Origin of the sequence: Undibacterium sp. CY21W, assembly GCF_014284265.1 — a bacterium.
Lineage (GTDB): Bacteria > Pseudomonadota > Gammaproteobacteria > Burkholderiales > Burkholderiaceae_D > Undibacterium > Undibacterium aquatile.
The window spans coordinates 51,844-73,876 of record NZ_JACOGE010000004.1 but is presented as its reverse complement, the minus strand read 5'-3'; the positions used below and the strand labels follow the sequence as shown (position 1 = coordinate 73,876).

Genomic DNA, 22,033 nt, shown 5'->3' with positions numbered 1-22,033 from the left:
TGACGTCAGGATTACAAATGAAGCTTTTACGTAGCCCGATGCTACCTTACATAATGGGCTTTTTTTTGCCGGTAGCACTGTTTGTGCTGTTGGCAGGCACGCTTAATCTGCTGTCCTTCCGCGAACTAAACAAGGAACATCAGACCGCGCTTGCCGAAACAGCTGAGGATCAAAGAAAACTGAGACTCAACAGGAATATCAACAATGGCATCACAGCGATTCAGGTTCAGCTCGCCACGCTGATAGAGCAAGCCCGTTTGCAAAAGATTGATGAGGCGGTTGCCAACCGTATACATCAGCAACTGGCAAACCAGTTGACCGAAATGGAACAACAGCTGGTAGCAGCAAAAGAAGCTGTGGATGAGAAGAACCTGCGGGATTTGCAGCAAAATTTTCAGGATTATCGCGATGCCGTCCTTGCGGCGACAACGTTGGCCGTAACCGATACGTCCAGTGCGATGAGCCATACGTATCAGGCAAACCTCAGTCAGCAACATATCTCGCAACAAGTGCGCATCGTCGCGGCCAACCTCAACGATCAGATGGCACAGCGCAGTGCAACACGGGAAAAAAACTTTCAGACACATGCGATCCAGAACGTTGTGATCGGCGGCTTGTTGATACTGATGCTGATCGTGATATGGCTACGCCTGATCATGCGTCTGACTGGTCGCTTGTCGATGCTAACGTCTGCTCTGGATGGTTTATCAGAAGGTGTTCTGACCCCGAAATTGCTGCCAGACGTACAAGTCATCGCAGAAAAAAGAGGCAGTCTGCTGGGTGATCTGGCGCGTGCCGTGCTTGCCTTTCGCGAGACCAGTCTGGCGCACCGCCAAGCGCAGTATGATCTTGGTGAGCGCATGAAAGAGCTTTCATGCCTGTTCGATATCTTGCGTATCACTGTCCGCGACGACATCGCGATTGAGAGTATGTTTGATTTAGTCGCAGCGCGGCTGCCGGCGGCGATGCGCTTTCCTGATATGGCAACAGGATTCATCGATTGCGGTGACAAGCATTACGGTAAGCAAGCCTCGGGGGAGCGCCTGAGTGCCTCTTTCATCGGCATCCAGGGGCAAAATGCGCGGGTCTCCGTCGTCTATACCGCAGCACTGCCTGTCGATGCGGGAGCGCCGTTCATTCCCGAAGAACAGAGCCTGCTGGAAGCCATCGCGACCCACATGGCTGCTGCCGTCGAGCGACACCTTATCGCAGCCGAGGAAGCGGACCGGCAGGCGCTGATTGACACTGTCATTGCTGAAGCGCCGGATGCCATTGAACTCGTGGATATGGAAACCCTGCGCTTTATCGAAGCAAATGCAACGAGCTGCAAACTGCTGGGTTATACGCACGAAGAAATGCTCAGCATGCGCGTGACGGATACGCAGGCAACGATGGACACTGAAGAAAAATTCGCCGAACTCAGGAAAAACGTCGCAGACCACGGTCGAGTGGAGTTCGAAAATCGTCACCGGCGCAAAGATGGCACAGTCATCGAGGTTCGTGTCAACGTCAAAGCAATTCGGCAAAAAGAGCGCGACTATCTGGTGGCGATCTGGCGCGATATTACTGCTGAGAAGGCAGGCGCGGCAGAGATACGGAAACTGTCGCTGGTCATTGAACAAAGCCCCAACTCCATTATCATCACCGATCTGGATTGCCGCATCGAGTATGTGAATGATGCCTTCACCCGCAATACCGGTTACACACGCGAAGATGTGATCGGAAAAAATCCCCGCTTGCTCAAGTCAGGCAAAACAACGGCGACAGTCTATGATTCCATGTGGCAGGCGCTGACAAACGGCACGACATGGCATGGCGAATTCATCAACCTCGATCGCGCGGGGCGGGAACAGATAGAAGCGGCGATTATTGTGCCGCTACGCCAGCCGGATGACAGTATTTCCCATTATGTTGCGATCAAAGAGGATATTACCGTCAGGAAGCAACAGGAAAATCAATTACGTAAATTGATTCTTGCGGTCGAGCAAAGCCCGGACAGTATCGTCATTACCGATATCAATGCCAGAATCGAATATGTCAATGATGCTTTTCAGCGCAACACCGGATACACAAAAGAAGAAGCCATCGGCATCAATCCACGTGTCCTCAAATCCGGGCGTACACCACAGTCAACCTACGACGACATGTGGGCGACGCTTTCGCGCGGTGAAATCTGGCGCGGCGAGCTCGTCAACCGGCGCAAAGATCAAAGCGAATATGTGGAGTTCGCCAACATTGCACCAATACGTCAACCCGATGGCAAAATAACGCACTATCTTGCAATCAAGGAAGACATCACCGAGAAAAAGGCGATGCTTGATGAACTTGAACGACATCGTGAACACCTTGAGCAACTGATAGAGATACGAACCGCCGAATTGAATACCACAATTCACGAGCGGGACGCGCTGTTTGATGCGGCGAGTACCGGAATTGTCTTGCTCAAAAACAGAATCGTCATGCGCTGCAACCGGCGCATGGATGAAATGTTGGGATATGCCTTCGGCGAACAAATCGGACAATCAACCCGCATCTGGTTCCATGATGAGAATGCCTACATTAACGCAGGCGATCAGATTTATCCGAACATCCTGCACGGAAAAATCGATGTCCGCGAGATGAATCTGTTACGCAAAGATGGCAGCTCGCTTTGGTGCCGTACCTTCAGCCGGGCCATTGATCCGGCTGATACGACGCGCGGCAACGTTGTGGTCTTCGAGGACGTTACCGCCGAACGTGCCGCCACAGAACAAATGCGCGCAGCCAAAACACTGGCTGAAAACGCAGTGCGCATGAAATCAGATTTTCTCGCCAACATGAGTCATGAAATCCGCACACCAATGAATGCGATTATCGGGATGTCGCATCTGGCAATGAAGACTGAATTGACACCACGCCAGCGCGATTACATGAAAAAGATACAGTGGTCGAGCCAGCACCTGCTCGGCATCATCAACGACATTCTGGATCTGTCGAAGATAGAGGCTGGCAAGATGACTGTCGAATCCATCGATTTCGAGCTGGATCAGGTATTAGAAAATGTGATCGGGTTAATTTCCGAAAAAGCAGCCGCCAAAAACCTCGAACTGATCTTGGAAATTGATGCAGACGTTCCTCACAGCCTGATCGGAGATCCATTGCGTATCGGTCAGGTGCTGATTAACTATGCCAATAATGCCGTCAAGTTTACTGAGCAGGGCAATATCGCGATCCGGGTCGCCGTTGCGCGTGCTTCGTCCCGTGAGCTCATTCTCAATTTTTCAGTCAGCGACACTGGCATCGGTCTGGATGAGGAACAACGTAATCGCTTATTTCAAAGTTTTGAGCAAGCCGACTCCTCCACAACCCGCAAGTATGGCGGCACTGGTTTGGGTCTTGCCATCTCGCGCCAACTGGTCAGCCTGATGGGCGGCGAGGTTGGCGTCGACAGCAAACTGGGAACAGGCTCCACGTTCTGGTTCACCGTACCGCTTGGTCATCGCGAGGGAAAACAACAACAATTGCTACCGGCACCGGATCTGCGTGGCCGCCGCGTATTGGTGATTGATGACAACGATCACGCCCGCGAAGTGATTGGCGACATGTTAAGCAACATGTCGTTTGTTGTTTCACTCGCGCCTTCAGGGTTAGCCGGTATCGCCGAAATTGTACGCGCCGCAAACGCGGGCGAGCCCTATGAAATTGTGTTTCTTGACTGGCAAATGCCCGGTCTGGACGGTATTGCCACCGCCAGGAAAATCAGCGACAGCATGTCGATAAATGCGCCGCACATGGTGATGATCACAGCCTATGGTCGCGACGAAGTTATGAAGGCGGCGGACGATGCAAGAATCGATGATGTTCTGATCAAGCCTGTGACTTCGTCACTCTTGTTCGACACCGCAATGCGCATCCTCGGCACCACCCAGAACAGCCAGTTGCGCTCGGCAGAACATCCGGCGCCAGGAACCGATCTGGCAGCGATTGCCGGTGCCCGCATCTTACTGGTTGAGGACAATGAACTGAATCAGGAAGTCGCGATGGAACTGCTTCATCAGGCTGGGTTTCTGGTCGACATTGCTGATAACGGCGCGATTGCGATGAATATGCTGAACAATCAGGACAAGGACTACGATATGGTTCTGATGGATATGCAAATGCCGATCATGGATGGCGTCACCGCAACCTGCGAAATTCGCAAGCAGGCAAAGTGGTCGGCGTTGCCGATAATAGCGATGACAGCCAATGCGATGGCGAGCGATCGTGACCGTTGCATCGACGCCGGTATGAATGATTACCTCGTCAAACCTATCGATCCTGATCAGTTATGGATGACCCTGCGGCGCTGGATTAAACCGCTACGGGAAGTGACTCTCGCCACCATCAAACCTGCACATAAGCAATCTGACGTTGTCACGATCGCACCTGTTGCCGGGCTTGATGTGAAGGCTGGCTTACATCATGCGCTGGGAAAAGAAGCGCTGTACACGTCTTTACTACGCAAGTTCAGTGACGGCCAGAAAGATTTTCCAGAGCGGCTGGCAGAGGCAATGACACAAGGCGATCTGGTGTTGGCGGAACGTCTGGCACACACATTCAAAGGTTTATGCGGACAAATTGGTGCCGGAGAATTGCGCACGATGGCCGAGTCACTTGAACAGTCCATCAGGAATAGAGAGCCGAAGGAGAAAATTCAAGCAACACTAAAACTCGTTCCAGGCACGCTGGCAGAACTCGTTAGCGCAATCGATAAGCGCTTTCCGGTAGTCGAGTCAGTACAGAGCGCGGTGGCTGTTGACCTGGGCGAATTGCGTGAAATAAGCATTCGTCTCGCCGCAGAACTTGCGGCGGATGATTTTGCCAGCAGCGATACCTTTGATCAACACGAAGCGCTGATGCGGGCGGCTCTCGGTGAACGTTTTATTACACTTGCGTCCGCCATACATGATTTTAATTTTGCTCTTGCTGCAGATCAGTTGCGGGAAGCAATGGCGATACATGGAATCGACATCTAGCCTGTCAGGCCGATGTTAAAGGAAGAAAAATGGCTAGTTTCTGCAACAACCCACGCCCGCAAAAAATGAGGCGTTGCGCTCATTAATGAAGGATACGACAGGCATCAAATGTACGTAACCATGTCAATTGCAGTATCCGCGCCTCGTTGCTGGCACGATGACGCGCCAGATTGAGTTCGTCCTCAACTTGTATTTTGGTTGCCTGCCACATGGATTCCTGCTGCGGTGAAATGATTTCGCGCAGATCGGCTAATCGGAAATTCGGTGAACACGCCGCCGCCTCAAACAAACGTGCCATCAAGATGTAATCATGTACCCAGCCATCGGTGTACACGGTATATCCATCGAGTTGGCTATTGAGCTGTTCGGCCACCATCCGCACGGGATTACCATTCGCCACCAGAATTTCACGCGGAATCTGGTGTAAGCCAGCAGCAATCTCGTCCCACAGATTCCAGTCATGTTCTGGCCGGATCAGGCTGCACCAGCCTTCGCCGTGACGCTGAGAAAAACCGACTTCAACCGGATAACTGCCTCTGCCAAAACCCGAGGCTTCAAACGCGATCACAATAGGCACGGTCATCATGGCGGACTCCGACTGAAAAATTACGACGAGGACAGCACTGTATTCTGTACTATCGCCACAGATCTGCAAGTTTTTTAAGCACTTCCTTGCGTCTGTCGTTCACGAATTCAGTCTGGCAACGGCGTGCACAACTCAACCATGATGCCATCGGGGCAGCGTAGGTAAGAAACCGTCTGTCCCCACGGTTTCTGTGAAGGCGGCGAAAGTTCTCTGGCACCGCTCTGCAAAGCGTGCGCATGTGCCTGCGCCACATCATCAGTGACAAAGGCGACTTCAAAACCAAGTGGTTGCGCAGACTTATGGGCTTCAACATGACCACCGGGATAATTAAAAGTCCCCATTTCATGTACCGCAAATGCCAGCTTGGTTGCACCGGTATCGAGTTCGCCATACATGCCTGAATCATCTAAAAAACGACGACGACAGCCAAAAGCCTTTTCAAAAAAACTGAGCGACGCGGCAACGTCAGGTACGTAAATAATCGTGTAAGCGAATTGCATCAACTGACTCCCCATGAATAATGATTAAGGCGGCCGGGAACTAAAAACAGACTCAACAAGAGATTCCACCCGGGAAAATATGCCTGCAATAAATCCACCGTACAATTTCTCAGCGTCATCATTACAATATAACCAAAATTACAATGTTTTGCTTTTTTATTTTCAGATTCATCAATCGCTGAAAAGCAAACACTGATGCGGGTCACGATGCCAAATGCAAATTTCGGCTATGCTTGCTCGAAAATTGATGCAGATGATGCAAAACACCGTAATTTAGAAGGAATTCTCGTGAGCAACTTGTTAAACCGACGACTGGCACTACTGGATAACGACACGTACCGCCCTCTGCTCGGACAGGGCTTGCGTGGTATAGAACGCGAAACCCTGCGCGTTGATGCAGAAGGACACCTGTCGCCGAAGCCACACCCGGCCGCATTGGGTGCAACGCTGACCCACCCGCAGATCACAACCGACTATGCCGAGTCCCTGATGGAATTCATCACGCCGGCAGAACAGGATATCTCGCTGGCATTGGAAAAACTGGATCAGATTCACCGCTTCGCCTATACCGAACTGGGCAACGAAATGTTGTGGAGCCAGTCCATGCCTTGCCCTTTGCCAGACGAAAAAGACATACAGATCGCCTGGTATGGCAACTCGCACATCGGCATGATCAAGCATGTGTACCGGCGCGGTCTGGCATTGCGTTATGGCAAAAGCATGCAATGTATTGCGGGTATTCATTACAACTACTCGATTTCTGAAAACATCTGGAAAGTCTTGCAAAAAGCAGAAAACACCAGCGGCGACGCCATGTACGTGCAGTCAGAAAATTACATCGCCATGATCCGCAATTTCAAACGTTACAGCTGGTTGCTGATGTATCTGTTCGGAGCCTCGCCAGCGTTGGCAACATCGTTTTTGCGTGGCCGTACGCATCAGTTACAAAGCCTGTCGGAAGATACGCTGTATCTGCCTTACGCGACCAGCCTGCGCATGAGCGATCTGGGTTATCAGAATAATGCGCAGGATGGTCTGGTTCCGCCGTATAACAGCCTGATGGATTACATGCGCAGCTTGTCTATCGCTGTTCGCAAACCGTATCCGGCGTATGAAAAAATCGGTACGCAAGTCAACGGTGAATGGGTACAGATCAATACCAATATCCTGCAGATCGAAAACGAGTTTTACGCGACCATACGCCCGAAACGCGTGATCCGTACCGGCGAGCGCCCTATCGAAGCCCTTTGCGCGCGCGGTGTGCAATATGTTGAAGTGCGTTGTATGGATGTGAATCCATTTGATCCGCTGGGGATTAATCTGGAAACCTCGCGTTTTCTGGATGCGTTTTTATTGTTCTGTGCGCTGGATGAAAGCCCGCTGACCAATCAGGCCGAAGGCGAGGAAAATACCCGCAATTTTGCGCTGACAGTCAAAGAAGGACGCCGCCCTGGTCTCATGCTGCGTCATGGCGGGCAAGAAATTTCCCTGCAAAACTGGGGGCTGGAATTATTAGAAAAAATTGCACCGGTAGCCGCACTGCTAGATGCACAACGCGGCGATCGTGTGCATGCTGATTCTCTGCAGGTGCAGCGCGAAAAATTACAAAACCCCGATCTGACGCCATCCGCGCAGGTTTTAGCCGCGATACGTGCCGAAAATAATTCGTTTTATCAGTTTGCTCTGAAACAAAGCAAGGTACTGGCAGAACAATTCCGCGCCCGCCCGCCAAGCGAGGAAGAACGTCGCTATTTCGAAGAACTGGCCAAAGCCTCCGTCGCCGAACAGGAAGAAATGGAACGTTCGCAAACCGGCAGCTTTGATGAATTCATCACCGATTACCGTTCCCGCACGTCCAGTCAATTATGCTGCGAAAGCTGATTTAGCGACCATAGGACTTACGCAAAGTCGTCGCGGCAAGGCATGGCGACGAAGACAGTACGAACAGTACGGCAAGGAGTCATAACATCGCCGTGGTGATTTTGCATAAGTCCTGACCATCAAAAAAGCCGCCAGCAGATCAGACTGCTGGCGGCTTTTTTATTCAGTCAGAACAATTTATTCGTCCTCAAACAGATTACCCAGGCCACCAAGTACAGAGCCTTGTTCAGCGCCTTTACCACCGCCGATTTTAGAAGCACCGACGATTCGGTTAGCAAGGCGGGATAATGGCAGCGACTGCAGCCAGACTTTGCCCGGACCACGCAAGGTCGCAAAGAACATGCCCTCACCGCCAAACAAGGCGGTCTTCACGCCGCCAACAAACTGAATATCGAAATCGATGTCTTGCGTAAAGGCGACCACGCAGCCACTATCGACGCGCAAGGTCTGGCCTGGTTGTAAGGTCTTTTCTATGATCGCACCACCGGCGTGGATAAATGCGAGGCCATCGCCTTCGAGCTTTTGCAATACAAAACCTTCACCGCCAAAGAAACCTGCACCCAGACGTTTCTGAAATGCGATGCCGAGCGCCACGCCTTTTGCCGCGCACAAAAAAGCATCTTTTTGACACAGTAAAGTGCCGCCGAGTTGCGCCAGATCCATAGGAATGATTTTGCCGGGATATGCGGCACCAAAAGCCACTTTGCGTTTTTGTCTGCCGCCGTTCATGAACACCGTGGTGAACATCGATTCGCCGGTCACCAGACGCTTACCCGCGCCCAGCAGTTTGCCGAAAATGCCGCTTTGCGCAGCAGAGCCGTCACCGAAGATCGTCTCCATCTGCACATCGTCTTCCATGTAAAACATCGCACCGGCTTCACCGACCGCCGCTTCATTCGGGTCGAGTTCAATTTCGACAAACTGCATGTCGTCGCCGAAAATCTGATAATCAATAACGTCCATTGCCATGATGAATTTTCCTGATGAAAAAAGGTTGACCGGTGCAAAACACAGCGAGCGGCATTGTAGCCAGAACACCAGCGCGAACGCTAGTTTTTCGCCCGGTAATATTTTTCTGAAAATACCGCGCTACAAAACACATCAGTTCGTCGCCCGGCAGCTATTTTTCTGAGCACCAGCGCCCATCGGCCGTCAGCGTCTGATCCATGCGCACTGCGCAAGGATATTCTTGCATTCTTGCCGCCACTCCCCTAGCATGGCACAGTCCATTTTCAAGCACACCTCCATGCCCGCCTTGCCTGAATTAAAAGAACTCGAACACATCATTCAACTCGGACATCCGCATCTGGAGGTTGACGTACTGTGCGAGATCGATGTCCAGCACAAGCGCTTTCCGGTGTACAAACTGGCACTGGGCAATCCCGACCCATCCTTGCCTGCGATAGGTTTTTTTGGCGGCATCCACGGGCTGGAGCGTATAGGTTCGCAAGTGCTGCTATCTTTTCTGCGTGGATTACTGACCCGTCTGAAATGGGATAAAAGCCTGCAACACATGCTGCAGGATGTGCGGCTGGTTTTTATGCCACTGGTGAATCCCGGCGGCATGTGGCAGGCAACGCGCGCTAATCCGAATGGCGTCGATCTGATGCGCAATGCGCCGGTAGAAGCAACCGAAAAAGTGCCGTTCCTGCTCGGCGGGCATCGCATCAGCAAACACTTGCCGTGGTACCGGGGGCCGGCAGACGCTGACATGGAAGCTGAAAATATTGCGCTGGTACGCACGGTTCAGCAAGAATTATTATCGCGCCAGTTCAGCATCGCAATCGACTGCCATTCCGGCTTTGGCCTGCGCGACCGCGTCTGGTTTCCGCATGCGCACAGCGTGCATCCGATTCCGCATCTGGCCGATATTCTGTCGCTGGAAGAACTGTTTCAGCAAACTCATCCGAATCATCGCTACCTGTTTGAGCCGCAAAGCCTGCAATACCGCACACATGGCGATATCTGGGATTATCTGTACCTACAATCACAAGAACAGCCCGGCAAAACCTTTCTGCCGCTGACGCTGGAAATGGGCTCGTGGCTGTGGGTCAAAAAAAATCCGCGTCAATTATTTTCGCGTCACGGCATGTTCAATCCGGTGGCAGAGCATCGCCTGCACCGTGTTTTACGGCGGCATACTTCGTGGCTGGATTTTTTAATGCGCGCCACCTGTGGCCATCAGGAATGGCTGGCGCAAGGCCCGACCCGTCTGCGTCTGCAAGAGCGTGCCGTGCAACGCTGGTATCGCCCATGACCTGGGTACTGCTGCGCGGCCTGATGCGCGAACAACGGCATTGGGGCAACTTCACGCAACAGTTTGCACAAGCCCATCCGAACGAACGCATCATCACCCTCGATTTTGCCGGTAATGGCTCTTTATATCAGCAAACCAGCGCCACCAGCATAGGCGCGATGGTCGAACAGGCGCGCGGGCAAGTTCGGCAAGAACTTCAGCAGCAAGTCGAAAGCGAGATCAAACTGCTCGCTATCTCGCTCGGCGGTATGGTCGCGGTGGCGTGGGCAGAACGCTATCCGCAAGAGCTGCGACGTATGGTGCTGATCAACACCAGCCTCGCACCACACAACCCGTTTTATCAGCGCCTGCGCCCCTCCAATTACCCTGCCATCATCGCGACGATGCTGACGGGAACACAGCGCCAGCGCGAAGAACTGATCCTGCGTCTGACCAGCCATCAGAGCGATGCCCCTCAAGCAGAACAACTGCTCAACGACTGGGTTCATTACGCGCAGCAATACCCTATCCGCCGCCGCAACATCCTACGTCAACTGGTCGCCGCGATGCGCTACCGCGCGCCCGCACAGGCACCGCAAGTGCCGCTGCTGATGCTGGCTGGCGCCAAGGACGTGCTGGTCAGCCCGCAATGCTCCGCTACTCTGGCTCACCGCTGGCAGGTCGAATTGCGCATCCATCCTGATGCCGGACACGACCTGCCACTCGACGATCCCGCCTGGGTCATACAGCAAACACTGAGTTAATCAGCTCCTCATCTCCTCGGCGCCGCATCGACGCGACATACGCAGCGCGCCGATCTGTCGCCACGTATACATTTACTTACACTTTTATCAAGAGGTAAAAAAGCGTGCATTGTTAAAATAGAACTTCAAAAATAGAGCTTCAACTCACATCAGAAGGAAATTTTATGCATCGCCCTTCAGCTTTTCGCTTCGCTTCCATCGCTTCCGCCTGCGCTGCTGCCGCATTGTTCAGTGTCACGGCATCCGCACAGACCGCCGCACAACTCGTTCAGGCATCGAATGGTTATGCTGATATGTGCAAAAAATCGGTCAATATGCCGACCGGGGAAAGTGACCTCAAAGGCAATCCTAAGCTGGATGATTATTGCAAATGTTTTGCGGATAAATTCCTCGAACGCGCACTCAAATCGCAATCTGCCGCCAATCAGACACCGTTACAGGAAAGCCTGAATCAGGAAATGGAAATGCGCCAATCCTGCCGTGCAAAATACAATCTGCCTGCCGTAAAAAAATAAGCTGCATATCCCCCCCAATCAAGATGCGCCTGCTGGCCACATTCCGCTCGCCAAGGCGCATCGCATCAATGCCTTCCCTTTTTTATCACATCGGATTTGGGCTGGATGCGATTCTGGCGCGACAGAAACATCAGACAAATTATTAAATTATTGACATTTTCAATGCCACTGTTAAATTGCTGATCATGAACTAAGGTTCTGCCTTCCTTGACCTTACTTACCAGGAGTGCCGCGTGAATACCCTGCCAGCAATCAAGTGCGCTCTGATCTTATTGAGCGTTTGTTGTCTTTCCGCGTGCAATCAGGAAAAAGCGCAGGCGTTGCAGCTTGCCGCGACCACATTCAGCAATGAAGCAGACCGCGCCTGCAAAATGGGTGCCGATAGTTTGCAAGCGGCTGTGGCAATGCCTGCACTTACCCGCTCAGACATTGCCACATCGCTGGCGCAGGCTAAAAAATTTGGCGCTACTGAGCTCGATTTAATCTATGCCGACAACAGCATTACCGACAGCGCAAACGCCCCGGCGCTGACTGCCCTGAATCAGGCGTGCGAGGCACACCGGCAGCTCGCCGCTATGTATACCGATTTGCCGCGCGGCTATCTGCTGGCAACGGATGAGGTAAAAAAAGCGCAGAAACTAGTAGTCAATGTCACGGCACGTTTTGCCAGACTGGGGCATATCTTTGCTGAATTGCCATCCACCGGCAGAGATAATATTTCCCGCATCCGCATTATCGAAGCCCGCAGCAAAGCCATGGCCGTTGCTGACGAAAAAGCCCGCGCCGCGTTGCTCGGCAGCGTTGCTGACGATATCCTGCTGAATCAAACCAACGAGGCACAGAGCCGCGACCTCATTCTCAGCCAGTTTGCAAAAGCGACTGTACTCGGAGAAAAACTGGCGCAAACCAGCGTCCATTACGATCAGATGACAGTGGCTGATTTGCTGGAATCACTCAGAGAATTTTCTGCCCTGTACGGCAACATCACCAACCGCGCAGCCACAGCACAAAGTGCCATCAACAGCATCAACCGCGTAGAAGCGAACTTGAAAAATGACGCTGCGCTCAGTCCTTTGCTGGATGCCGTCGTCAGCCAGAAATAATGCGCTGTTAAAGGGAGAGACACCATGCCTGTCAAAGACAATGACGCTGAAATGTTGCGCGTGATGGGCAACACCATCACCGATCTGCAAATCCAGTATCGCGCTGCCACACTGGATGATAAAGCCGTGCTGATCGCACCACTCAAAGAACTGCTGCAAGACTACGGTGACTATCAGGCACGTTTGCTGAAAGCCGGCACCATCACCAGTGATGCAGAACTGGCGCAAATGAAAGCCATACAAACCGCCATCAGCGACGATGCCGACCGTCAGGATTTGCTGATCGCCATCACAAAAATCGTCGCCTTGATTGCTGCCGCCTGAGCGCAGTATCGTTGCAGAGATAGCGCACTACAAGTATCCTTCACAACGGCTGGACACGCCCGATGGCTGTTCTCCCTGCGTTCAGGTTTCTGTTTTCTCAGATACCCCCATCATCAGCCCATTTCTTTTTCTACCATCACACAGCGGAGTTGCTATGAAGCGAGTCACAGGCATAGGCGGCATTTTCTTCAAAGCCAAAGATGCACCGGCATTGCAGGCGTGGTACAAGCAACATCTGGGAATTGATGTTCAGGTCTGGGGCGGCGCAGCTTTTGACTGGGCAGATGCCGATGGCAAGCCGGTTGCGGGCACCACTGCCTGGTGCATACACCCGCAAGACAGCGATCATTTCGCACCGGGTTCGGCCTCCTTCATGGTGAATTACCGGGTGGAGGACCTGCACGCATTAGTCAAGGCGTTAAAGGACGAAGGCTGTCACGTGCTCGATCAGACAGATGAATCTGAATATGGAAAATTCGCCTGGGTGATTGATCCTGAGGGAAATAAAGTCGAACTGTGGCAAGCACCGCAAGGCCAGTGAGCGCGCAAGTCTTTTGACATCAAATTGCGGGATGCCTTCCCCGCTACCAATATAGATAAAACAGCGTGCGGTGTTGTTGCACAAACGGCGGCGCGCTCATCTTTCAGTGCCGGCACCGGCGTGGGTCGCGCCCGGCCACACACGGTTCGTTCTTGCTGCGTTCCAGACAAACGGGACACCGTTGCCCCAAACCTGACGAACAAGCGACCGCAAAACTATAAATATTGTTAAATCGTTAGAAATCAGCCAGATTTGTGTACTGCTTTCACCCTTCCTGAAGCATCGCTCCAATTGTGAAGTGGATACATTGGGTTACAATCAGCCACATTATGTTGCATAAATAGGTCGCGCTGTGTCACAGCTTGAACAAAATATTTCCGCTTTATGTGCACCCGGCCTGGTTGCACATCTGAAGCGATGCTATCAGTGGACAAATGAGGTCACAGCCAGTCTGGCATGGGCCTACAAAATGACGTCCGCCGCAGACACCGTCAGCCTTGAGCGAAAAAGTAAATTTGTAGCCCGCACGCTGCTCAATTTAAAACCCAGCCTGTCTTGGTATCAGTTTGTCAGAAGCAGTTATTTACGGCAGCTCGTTGGTCGCGATGCCAACCTGCTTGATGTTATTCATCGCCCATTCTTTGATCGCAATCTCGGCGCAATGGAACGGGTTAACATGCTCGCCTGCCATTTCGAATTACTGCATAGTCTGTTGGGTGCAAAAAATACGGCAGACATTGTCAGTGGCCATCGTTTTTTACTGTCCAGGTTTGCCGGAAAAAATGAGGAACACTTCACCATTCACCTGTTGCGGGATGATGCATTTAAACGCGAAGGCGGCCTCACACTTGCACTGAGTATGAATGACGAGACGCTGCTTTATGTCACGTTCACCCTGGTGAAAAATCACCACGGCAATGCGATTAAGGTCGGCGGCATTCAATCAAACCGCGGCAATTGCCGTCAACTGGCACGCACAGCCACCAGCGCATTGCATGGGATACAGCCACGCCTGTTATTGATCGACGTATTACGCAACCTCGCCTCGCAAATCCATTGCACAACGATAGAATGCGTCAGTAAAGAAAACCACATACACCGCGCATGGCGTTATCGCCTGAAAAAATGTATTTATGCCGAGTACGACCAGTTATGGTTGCTCGCTGGCGGATATCAAAATCACAGAGGAAATTTCGAGATCCCGCATGCACCGGATGAAAAGCCGATTGAATCCCGACCATCCAACAAACGCAGCGAATATCGCCGCCGCGCAGCGCTGACCGATGCCATGCGCGCACAAATGCACGCCGCCATCCACGACCGCAATCACCATCTCCAGCATAGCCACAACTAACGATCACATCCTGCTGACGATCTGGCGTAATTGGATATCGCCAGAAGAAAAAACCGCCGACGACATCAGCCGCGCAACGTGGCGCATTGTGGCAATCGGCACCACCCCACTGTCCGCACTCACCCGCAGCGACGTTTTCACCATTCCAAAATGACTGACATCGCTGGAGAACTGAGACCAGCACTGTCTGTTTTTTCCTCTTTTTTACCTGCCAGAGCTGAAAATATACTGGTTGGAGTATATTTAAAACCCCTTTGTTTTATTAAGAGATAGGGGCATTTTTTACACATACTCCCCTGTTTTTGCCAAAAACGACATGATTCAAAGAGCGATGTGGTTCCGTTTCCACACAGACCGCACGTAGTCAGATTCTGATTTTTGGTTTGATAAGAAACGGGGGCTTTGGCTGCCCTTTTTTTGCTGCTTGCCTGGTGCTAACACGATGCGCGTTGAGTTGATTCGATCTGCACTTTTTATTGATTCAGTTATACCTGCGATTGATCAGGTATAACTAAAAACAATCAAGCGCCATGCAGATTTCAAAAGGATGTAAACAAATTGCAATTATTTTGGCAGTCAGTTATCTTTCAAAAATGAAAATTAAATCACATTATGTGAATTGAGGAAGGAGACGAAATTGGCTTTATCAAATGCTTACACAGAAGCTTATGGCAAACTAGGCGATTTTTTTAGCAAGCTAAGAGATGGACAGGCTCCGCCTCAATTCACACAACAATTCTTAATTGACCTAGGATTTAAATCTAACAAGCAACGTGCATACATACCATTGCTAAAAGCTCTTGGTTTTTTAACGCCTGACGGCAAGCCTACAGCACGCTACAAAGATTACCGAGACCACTCCCAATCCAAACAAATTATGGGTGAAGCTTTAAAGGAAGCATATGCGGACATTTTCCTTATAAAAGAACATCCGACATCAGCGGATCATTCTGCGATTGAGGGCAAGTTTAAGAGCTATCACAACGCAAGTGATAATGTGGCCTTGAATATGAGGCGAACATTTTTTTCCCTCCTGGATTTGGCGGATTTAAAGGCAAAACAATCCTCAAAAAAAATAACTGAACCAACAGAAAGCCACGAACCAGCGAGTGTTGTAACAGAGGTTCCTACAAGTGCTCCGGCAGTGCACATCAAAACGCCAGGGTTGCATTACAACATTCAGGTACATTTGCCTGCAACAAAGGATATTGAAGTTTATAACGCAATATTTAAGTCGCTGAAGGAACATCTATTTTGAAGCACAAGGAGCTAAGAGACTTTCTGTTTAGGGGATTATTGTTTGAAGCTGAAGCATCTATTTTTCAAAAAGCAGGAATAAAAATTGGGGCAGATCAAACAGAAACTGAAGAGCGTCTTTTGGCGGAGGCTCTAGCAGCATTCCCAGTTAACTTAAGGAACAATGCCCTTGAAATGGCTAGGTTATATGCTGTTCTATTCTCTTTCGAGAATCATGTACGAGAGTTTATAAGGCAAACATTATCTGAAAATGAAGGCGTGGATTGGATTGATAAACTGCCGCAAAAAGTAAAACAACATGCTGAAACTAGACAGAAAACAGCCCATCAGGATTCATGGCTAGAAGGTGAAAAAACTGATCTTCTTGGCTTTTTAGATTTTGGGCATCTTGCTCAGGTGATCTTAAACAAGTGGGAGCATTTTGAATCCATCATTCCTTCACAACACTGGCTCAAACAGAGAATGGATGAGCTTGAAAAATCGCGCAATTTCATTGCTCACAACAGAATGTTATTGCCTAGCGAATTTCAAAGAATGTACATGTACATAGCAGATTGGAACAGAGTTGTTGGCCTGTAATCACATGACAATCGCGTCAATCAGGACGCTCGCAAGCTCGCGCCGATTACGCGGGCGTTAAATATCACAGATCAAAAGATATGAATAAATTTAAATATTGCCTTCTAATGCTGTGCCTAATATCCTCATTTGCAAACTCTCATACAGGGGCAGCTTCCTGCCAAATTAGTGCTGATGGTAAAAATGTCGCATGCGGTGGAATGTCTACCTCCTGTCAAATTAGCGCAGATGGTAAAAATGTCGCATGTGGTGGAATGTCTACCTCCTGTCAAATTAGCTCAGATGGTAAAAATGTCGCATGTGGTGGAATGTCTACCTCCTGTCAAATTAGCTCAGATGGTAAAAATGTCGCATGTGGTGGAATGTCTACCTCCTGCCAAATTAGTGCTGACGGCAAAAATGTAGCGTGCGGTGGCGGCAAAATAACTAAATAAGAAGAATAGTAAACCTGTATTTATTAAGCCATAATTCTCGCTAATGGCATTTTATTCATGTAATTTATTAAGTCGCTCAAACACCAGTCCCTACGCCTTACCCACCCTATTCACCGTCTGCCTCCCGGCGGACATCAACAAAATTCTGCGGTATCCACTGGCGCGACAAATGTTGAAAATATGCTCTTGCCACTGACGTGAAAAACCGACGTATTTGTTAATGTTTGAAAAAAATATGCTGTTTGTATTTCGGTACAAACAGCATTTTTTTATTCGCTCAAAAATTGCCCTATAGTAATAAATAGCTGTATTCCGCGCTGGTCATGTCTCCATCGCCTGGCACTCGCATTCTCGCTGTGCCCTAAATACTCATGCCATCTCAGTCTATGAAAGCCAGGAAACAATGAACGCCAGCGACCAAAACAATTTCTTTACCTGTCCCGAGTTCCTCACGATGGAACGTACGATTATTGATGAGTTTGTCGATTGCACACGGGAATGCTGCATCGAAGTCGACACCTGCGTCAAAGCCCTGAACAAGCAAGGCGGGCAGGAATACATACATCGCATGTTTCGTTCTATGCACTCGCTCAAAGGTAATTGCCAGATGGTCGGGCTGGCGCCGCTCAATGCATTAATGCACAGAGTCGAAGAAATTTTTTCCAGATTACGTGCGCATCCGGAACAGTATTTTCCTGAGCTTGGCGAATTTCTATTATTGGCCACCGATGAGATTGAGCAGTTGCTTACTGAGCTTATCAGCGAAGGTGTCGGTGACGAACATCGCCGTGCCCGCCTTGCGCTGGTTTGTGACAACTTACAAAAAAGCACCGTCAACGGTCTGAAGCTTGAACATTTCCGCGCAGCGATTGAAGCGCTGGGTGGCAGGGCGACGGATAAAGGCGATGCACAAAAAAATGAGCGTGTGGAATTACCGCTGCCCCCGGACTTGGCGCTGATGCAGCAGTGGTCGTCGTATATCGATAATCTCAGCATCTTCCGTAAGAACCGCAGCACGCAGACAGCCCAGCTCACCGAGGCGTTAAATCAGGCAGTTGGGCAGATCGTTGACCCGGTACAGTTGCAGGCAGCGGCGCTGATGCATGACATGGGAATGGCATTTATTCCGCATGCGATTTTTAACAAAGAAGGTCATCTCTCGCGCGAAGAACAACGCATCATTCAGGAACATGTGCGTCTCGGCCATCAGATGTTGCAACGCTTTTCGGGTTGGGATGAGGCCGCACGCATGGTGCTGGATCATCATGAATCCTACGATGGCACCGGCTACCCGAATCGTTTATCCGGAGAACAAATTCATCCGGGGGCACGCATACTGGCGATTGTCGATACCTTTTGTTCTATCACCACCGAACGCTCAGATCGCAGCTATAAAAAAAGTTTGCTGAGTGCGATTTCAGAAATCAATGCCAACATCGAAGTGCAGTTCGATCCAAAATTGGTCAATGCGTTCAATGATGTCGTGCGTGGCCTGATGATGAAGCAGAGTTAAGCAGAACATATATCATTAACAGGGATGAGTTCGAATCTCACCGTCTCCTCTCACACAAATCACCTCGTTCAGAACGCCCATGTTGCCGATACATAGGCCGAGTGGGTATTCGGTAATTGCCGCGCGATGGCCTGTTGCGGGCCATTGAATACGCGCAGGCCAGTCTGCCAGTGCCAACGGTCGCCCTGCCATTCCTGACTGAAGGTTGTAATCCTGCCGCCGTCTTCCGGCATCCACAGCACATCAACCGCCGTTTGCCACGCGTCACGTTGCCAGCTCCAGCGGGCAAACACATTCTGTCGGCGCAAATTGCTGCTGGCGTTAAAAGCATTATTCTGCCACGCGAGATTGGCTGCGGCCGCCAAGCGCCATGCCGCTTGCTGACCCATGCTGAGTAATTGCTGATTCTGCGTCAGCCATTGTCGCCAGTCAGACTGACTGCGGGCGCTGCCGTCATACCAGTATTCAACAAAAAAACTGTGCTGATCTTCTGTCGTCAGATTCGCACCGAGCAGCAACTGGCTGATCTGATTCTGCATTTCCCATTGCCACGGCGCGCTGCGTGCCAAACCGGTGAATGCGGTCTGCTGCAATATCGCCGCTTTTTGCTGTACGCGCAAAGACCCATGCAGCTCAATGGCATCGCTGGCGACCCACGAAAAAGCGGCACCAAGACTGGTTTGCGTATGTTTGCCATAGCGCGCAAAACCGTGCCAGTCAACATTGCCGCTGCGTTGGTACCAACGCGCTGCGACGGCTTGTTCTTCGATATTGTTGACGGCGTCATTCTGCGCAGGATTCACCCAGACCAGACTCAGCGCCTGATCTGCGGTAAAAAAGTCCAGACTCGCCAGGGGTTTTCCTATCGCCGTCTGGCTGATCAGACTGCGCCGTTTTTCCTGCTGAATCACGTCGTTCGGACGAAAGCCATAACCGACATCCCAGGCAATGATTTTTTTCCCGGCGCTCAATTGCCACGCGCCCAGATCCAGATTGCCATAGAACTCATTGAGCCAGCCTGTATTGTGGGCGCTGTTGCTGTCGGATTTTTCTGTGTGCAGGGTGGCCGTGGTATGCCAGTTTTTGTACTGCGCCTTCATTTCCAGCTCACTTTGCACACTCGTTTGTACCGGCGTTAATATGCCGGGCTGAAGTTGCCCGGTGAGTGCTGCAGGCCCGACAGTGTTGATCTGTGCGGAGTTCAGCAGCGTGCGCCAGTTGCCGCTGTAACTGAAGTCTGCGGCGGTTGTCGCTGTGGTTGTCGCTGCTGTGGTTGTCGCTGCTGTTGCTGTCGTTTCTGTCGCCTCTGCCATGACGGCAAGCGCTGCGGTATCCGCCGCGTGCGCTGCTGAATTGAAGGCGGCCAACAGCAACGGCATCAGGCAAGCCAGCGTGTGATGGGTGTGGCGCATGCTGCTCACTCCAGCGTCGGATTTTTTGCCAGGAACATGGGATTGAGCCATTGTTCCGGGACGGTTTTCGGTTGACGCTGCAGATAGCGTATGCGGGTTTCTTTATGGTTGCTGAGCTGATCTGCCAGCAGCATTTCCACCACCGCTGTCGGCGCCTGCGCTTTATCCATCACAAAGCGCGCCTGCTTCGCCAGTTTTTCTGACTGCACATACAAATCGGCTTTCAAGGGTTCATAAAATTTCTTGCCTATCCAGAGTTCGATATGTTGATAGGCGAGACTTTTGCGGCTGGCATCCAGTCGTAAATGCAGACAAGCTTTGTCGTCGCATTTTTCTTCCGCGACCAGGCTTGCCTGATAATCCTCTGCCCAGTTCATGGTGGCGATATCACCGACCGAAGCATCGCCGAGTAATTTCTGCATAGGCGTGATGCGCATCGGCCGCTGGCTGCCGGGCAATAGCATCCAGAAATCATCGCCCGACATCAGCACTTTCTGGCCTTTCTCAGCCGGGCTCTGCATCAATACCAATGACTGCCGTTGCGCCTGACTATAGACGCGGTATTTGCGCTCTTTTTCAACGCTGCCATCACGTTGAAACGTGGTGATTTCAGTTTCCACCTGCATATTGCCGCCACCCACACGCAACTGGTCGGTGGCTTTCAACATCTGACTCACATCAGGTAACTGCGCAGCAAACTGCGAGGCGGCCTGCGCTGTGGTCATGCTCAACAGACAGCTCAGACTCAGCAGGCTCAACAGACTCAGCAGACTCATGCGGGCTGGATAGAATAATTTTTTCATGCTCGTCTTTCGGTTCAGGTGTGGGCCAGTGCATCGACAACGGACTGGTGCAGTGTGCGGCGCGCTATCAACGCGGATGACAGCATGGACAGCAAAATCATGCCGCTGATGGTCAGTAAATACATGCTCAGATCAAGGCTGATCATTAACGGGTAACCGGTAGAACGACCGGGTGGCGGTGGCATCTGTACCGGAAAAACAGTCAGCAACAAGGCCACCGTCAAGGCAATCGCCGCGCCCAGCAGCGCACCACTGCCACCGAGGAACATGCCCTCATATGAAAAGCTGCGGATCAGCTCGGCGGGCAGCGTTCCCATCGCCCGCAAACTGCCGGTTTCACGGGTACGTTCAATAATCGCCATCGCCATTGCATTGGCCACAACAAACACCACGATCAGACTGATGATGAGGCCGAGTGCACCAAAAATACGGTTGTACAAATCGCGTACCGATTTATAGAAAAATGCCTGATCTTCCCAAGTCTGTATGGTCAGCTCGGGCAACTGCTGTTGCAGACGTTGTTGCGCCATCGGCGTCGCATTCATCTCGCTCAGAAACACACCCAGACTGCTGACTTTATCGGTATGCAACAGGCTTTGTGCTGTGTGGATATCGGTGTACACCAGACGTTTATCAATATCCGGAATGCCTGTTGTCACGATGCCGCTGACATTCACATCTATCGCATTGAGCGCCCCTTCAGTCGTGCTGACCATCAGCGTCAGATTGCTGCCCGGCGCGGCTTTCAGGCTGCGGGCGAGGGCTTCGCCAAGCACGATTTCTGCGGTCTTCTGATCTTCCAATATCTTGCCCGCCACGACTTTCAGAAATGGGCCTTTGACCGCGAACTCGGCATTCGCATCGATGCCCACACCCAGCATGATGGTGGATTTATCGCCATTACTGATCAGCCCGCTGAATTCCACCCGTGGCAATACATAGCGCACCGCAGCGTCACTCAGCAGTTGTTTTTCCAGTTGCGATACATTGCTCAGCCCATATTGCAACGGCGTGTCTTCTTCTTTGTCGAAATGCGCTGCTGTGCCGACGATCAGATGCCCGCTGGTGCGTGCTGCCGCTTGCGCCAGACCTTCATAGGTCGAATACGCAAAGCCGCCTGCCAGCAGCAGCGCCGCCGTGCCTAATGCGGCGACACTCACCGTTACCAGCGAACGGCGGCGGTTGCGCAAGGCATTGTGAAAAGCAAAGCGCAGCCAGGTTATATCAAAGCGCACGA

Annotated in this window: 19 protein-coding genes; 13 read left to right on the top strand and 6 right to left on the bottom strand. The window is 51.3% G+C overall.

From position 1 onward, the window contains the following. Positions 1 to 17: 17 nt before the first annotated feature. Entirely contained in the window at positions 18 to 4,994 is a 4,977-nt protein-coding gene (locus H8K29_RS10660) for a PAS domain S-box protein (protein ID WP_186897590.1), read from the top strand. Positions 4,995 to 5,076: 82 nt separating this feature from the next. Here the strand turns inward: H8K29_RS10660 and H8K29_RS10655 are convergent, their stop codons facing one another. Continuing rightward, complete coding sequence (locus H8K29_RS10655) at positions 5,077 to 5,580, bottom strand: hypothetical protein (RefSeq protein ID WP_186897589.1); 504 nt, start codon at positions 5,578 to 5,580, stop codon at positions 5,077 to 5,079. 107 nt (positions 5,581 to 5,687) lie between these two features. Then, the gene (locus tag H8K29_RS10650; RefSeq protein ID WP_186884283.1) at positions 5,688 to 6,080 is read right to left on the bottom strand and encodes a VOC family protein; all 393 of its coding nucleotides are present in this window, start codon (positions 6,078 to 6,080) and stop codon (positions 5,688 to 5,690) included. A 288-nt stretch (positions 6,081 to 6,368) separates the two neighbouring features. Between H8K29_RS10650 and gshA the strand changes: the two genes are divergently transcribed. Continuing rightward, positions 6,369 to 7,961 carry a glutamate--cysteine ligase gene (gene gshA, locus H8K29_RS10645; RefSeq protein WP_186897588.1) on the top strand — a complete coding sequence of 531 codons (1,593 nt, stop codon included), beginning with the start codon at positions 6,369 to 6,371 and terminating at the stop codon, positions 7,959 to 7,961. A gap of 177 nt (positions 7,962 to 8,138) precedes the next feature. Here gshA and H8K29_RS10640 read toward each other — a convergent pair whose 3' ends face one another. After that, positions 8,139 to 8,930: a TIGR00266 family protein gene (locus tag H8K29_RS10640; protein WP_186897587.1), complete on the bottom strand. Its 792-nt coding sequence runs from the start codon at positions 8,928 to 8,930 to the stop codon at positions 8,139 to 8,141. A 277-nt stretch (positions 8,931 to 9,207) separates the two neighbouring features. Here H8K29_RS10640 and H8K29_RS10635 point away from each other — a divergent pair, with 277 nt between their 5' ends. The 11 genes from H8K29_RS10635 (at position 9,208) to H8K29_RS10585 (ending at position 18,581) form a co-directional block, all read left to right on the top strand. Beyond that, complete coding sequence (locus tag H8K29_RS10635) at positions 9,208 to 10,218, top strand: M14 family zinc carboxypeptidase (protein ID WP_186884280.1); 1,011 nt, start codon at positions 9,208 to 9,210, stop codon at positions 10,216 to 10,218. After that, positions 10,215 to 10,961 carry an alpha/beta fold hydrolase gene (locus tag H8K29_RS10630; RefSeq protein ID WP_186897586.1) on the top strand — a complete coding sequence of 249 codons (747 nt, stop codon included), beginning with the start codon at positions 10,215 to 10,217 and terminating at the stop codon, positions 10,959 to 10,961. The genes H8K29_RS10635 and H8K29_RS10630 overlap by 4 nt, the downstream gene beginning before the upstream one ends. A 164-nt stretch (positions 10,962 to 11,125) precedes the next feature. Continuing rightward, positions 11,126 to 11,476, top strand: coding sequence for a hypothetical protein (locus H8K29_RS10625; RefSeq protein ID WP_186897585.1), 351 nt, complete (start codon positions 11,126 to 11,128; stop codon positions 11,474 to 11,476). A 233-nt stretch (positions 11,477 to 11,709) separates the two neighbouring features. Continuing rightward, a complete protein-coding gene (locus H8K29_RS10620) occupies positions 11,710 to 12,579 on the top strand; it encodes a hypothetical protein (protein WP_186897584.1) in 870 nt (289 codons plus the stop codon). A gap of 24 nt (positions 12,580 to 12,603) precedes the next feature. Then, a complete protein-coding gene (locus tag H8K29_RS10615; protein WP_186897583.1) occupies positions 12,604 to 12,903 on the top strand; it encodes a hypothetical protein in 300 nt (99 codons plus the stop codon). A 154-nt stretch (positions 12,904 to 13,057) separates the two neighbouring features. Continuing rightward, positions 13,058 to 13,444, top strand: coding sequence for a VOC family protein (locus H8K29_RS10610; protein WP_186897582.1), 387 nt, complete (start codon positions 13,058 to 13,060; stop codon positions 13,442 to 13,444). Between the two features lie 352 nt (positions 13,445 to 13,796). Continuing rightward, positions 13,797 to 14,798: a DUF535 family protein gene (locus H8K29_RS10605; protein ID WP_186897581.1), complete on the top strand. Its 1,002-nt coding sequence runs from the start codon at positions 13,797 to 13,799 to the stop codon at positions 14,796 to 14,798. 637 nt (positions 14,799 to 15,435) lie between these two features. Next, complete coding sequence (locus tag H8K29_RS10600) at positions 15,436 to 16,056, top strand: DUF5343 domain-containing protein (protein ID WP_186897580.1); 621 nt, start codon at positions 15,436 to 15,438, stop codon at positions 16,054 to 16,056. Further along, a complete protein-coding gene (locus H8K29_RS10595) occupies positions 16,053 to 16,634 on the top strand; it encodes a Swt1 family HEPN domain-containing protein (RefSeq protein WP_222611468.1) in 582 nt (193 codons plus the stop codon). The genes H8K29_RS10600 and H8K29_RS10595 overlap by 4 nt, the downstream gene beginning before the upstream one ends. A gap of 80 nt (positions 16,635 to 16,714) precedes the next feature. Beyond that, positions 16,715 to 17,068: a hypothetical protein gene (locus H8K29_RS10590; RefSeq protein WP_186897579.1), complete on the top strand. Its 354-nt coding sequence runs from the start codon at positions 16,715 to 16,717 to the stop codon at positions 17,066 to 17,068. A 454-nt stretch (positions 17,069 to 17,522) separates the two neighbouring features. Next, positions 17,523 to 18,581 (top strand): HD-GYP domain-containing protein, encoded by a 1,059-nt coding sequence (locus H8K29_RS10585; RefSeq protein ID WP_186897578.1) that lies wholly within the window; start codon positions 17,523 to 17,525, stop codon positions 18,579 to 18,581. Positions 18,582 to 18,649: 68 nt separating this feature from the next. Here H8K29_RS10585 and H8K29_RS10580 read toward each other — a convergent pair whose 3' ends face one another. Genes H8K29_RS10580 through H8K29_RS18205 form a run of 3 tightly spaced genes read right to left on the bottom strand, consistent with a single transcriptional unit; the run spans position 18,650 to position 22,031 of the window. After that, positions 18,650 to 19,993 carry a hypothetical protein gene (locus H8K29_RS10580; RefSeq protein WP_186897577.1) on the bottom strand — a complete coding sequence of 448 codons (1,344 nt, stop codon included), beginning with the start codon at positions 19,991 to 19,993 and terminating at the stop codon, positions 18,650 to 18,652. A 5-nt stretch (positions 19,994 to 19,998) separates the two neighbouring features. Further along, positions 19,999 to 20,796 carry an outer membrane lipoprotein-sorting protein gene (locus H8K29_RS10575; protein WP_186897576.1) on the bottom strand — a complete coding sequence of 266 codons (798 nt, stop codon included), beginning with the start codon at positions 20,794 to 20,796 and terminating at the stop codon, positions 19,999 to 20,001. 14 nt (positions 20,797 to 20,810) lie between these two features. Further along, positions 20,811 to 22,031, bottom strand: a complete 1,221-nt coding sequence (locus H8K29_RS18205; protein WP_222611467.1) for an FtsX-like permease family protein — start codon at positions 22,029 to 22,031, stop codon at positions 20,811 to 20,813. Positions 22,032 to 22,033: the final 2 nt, after the last annotated feature.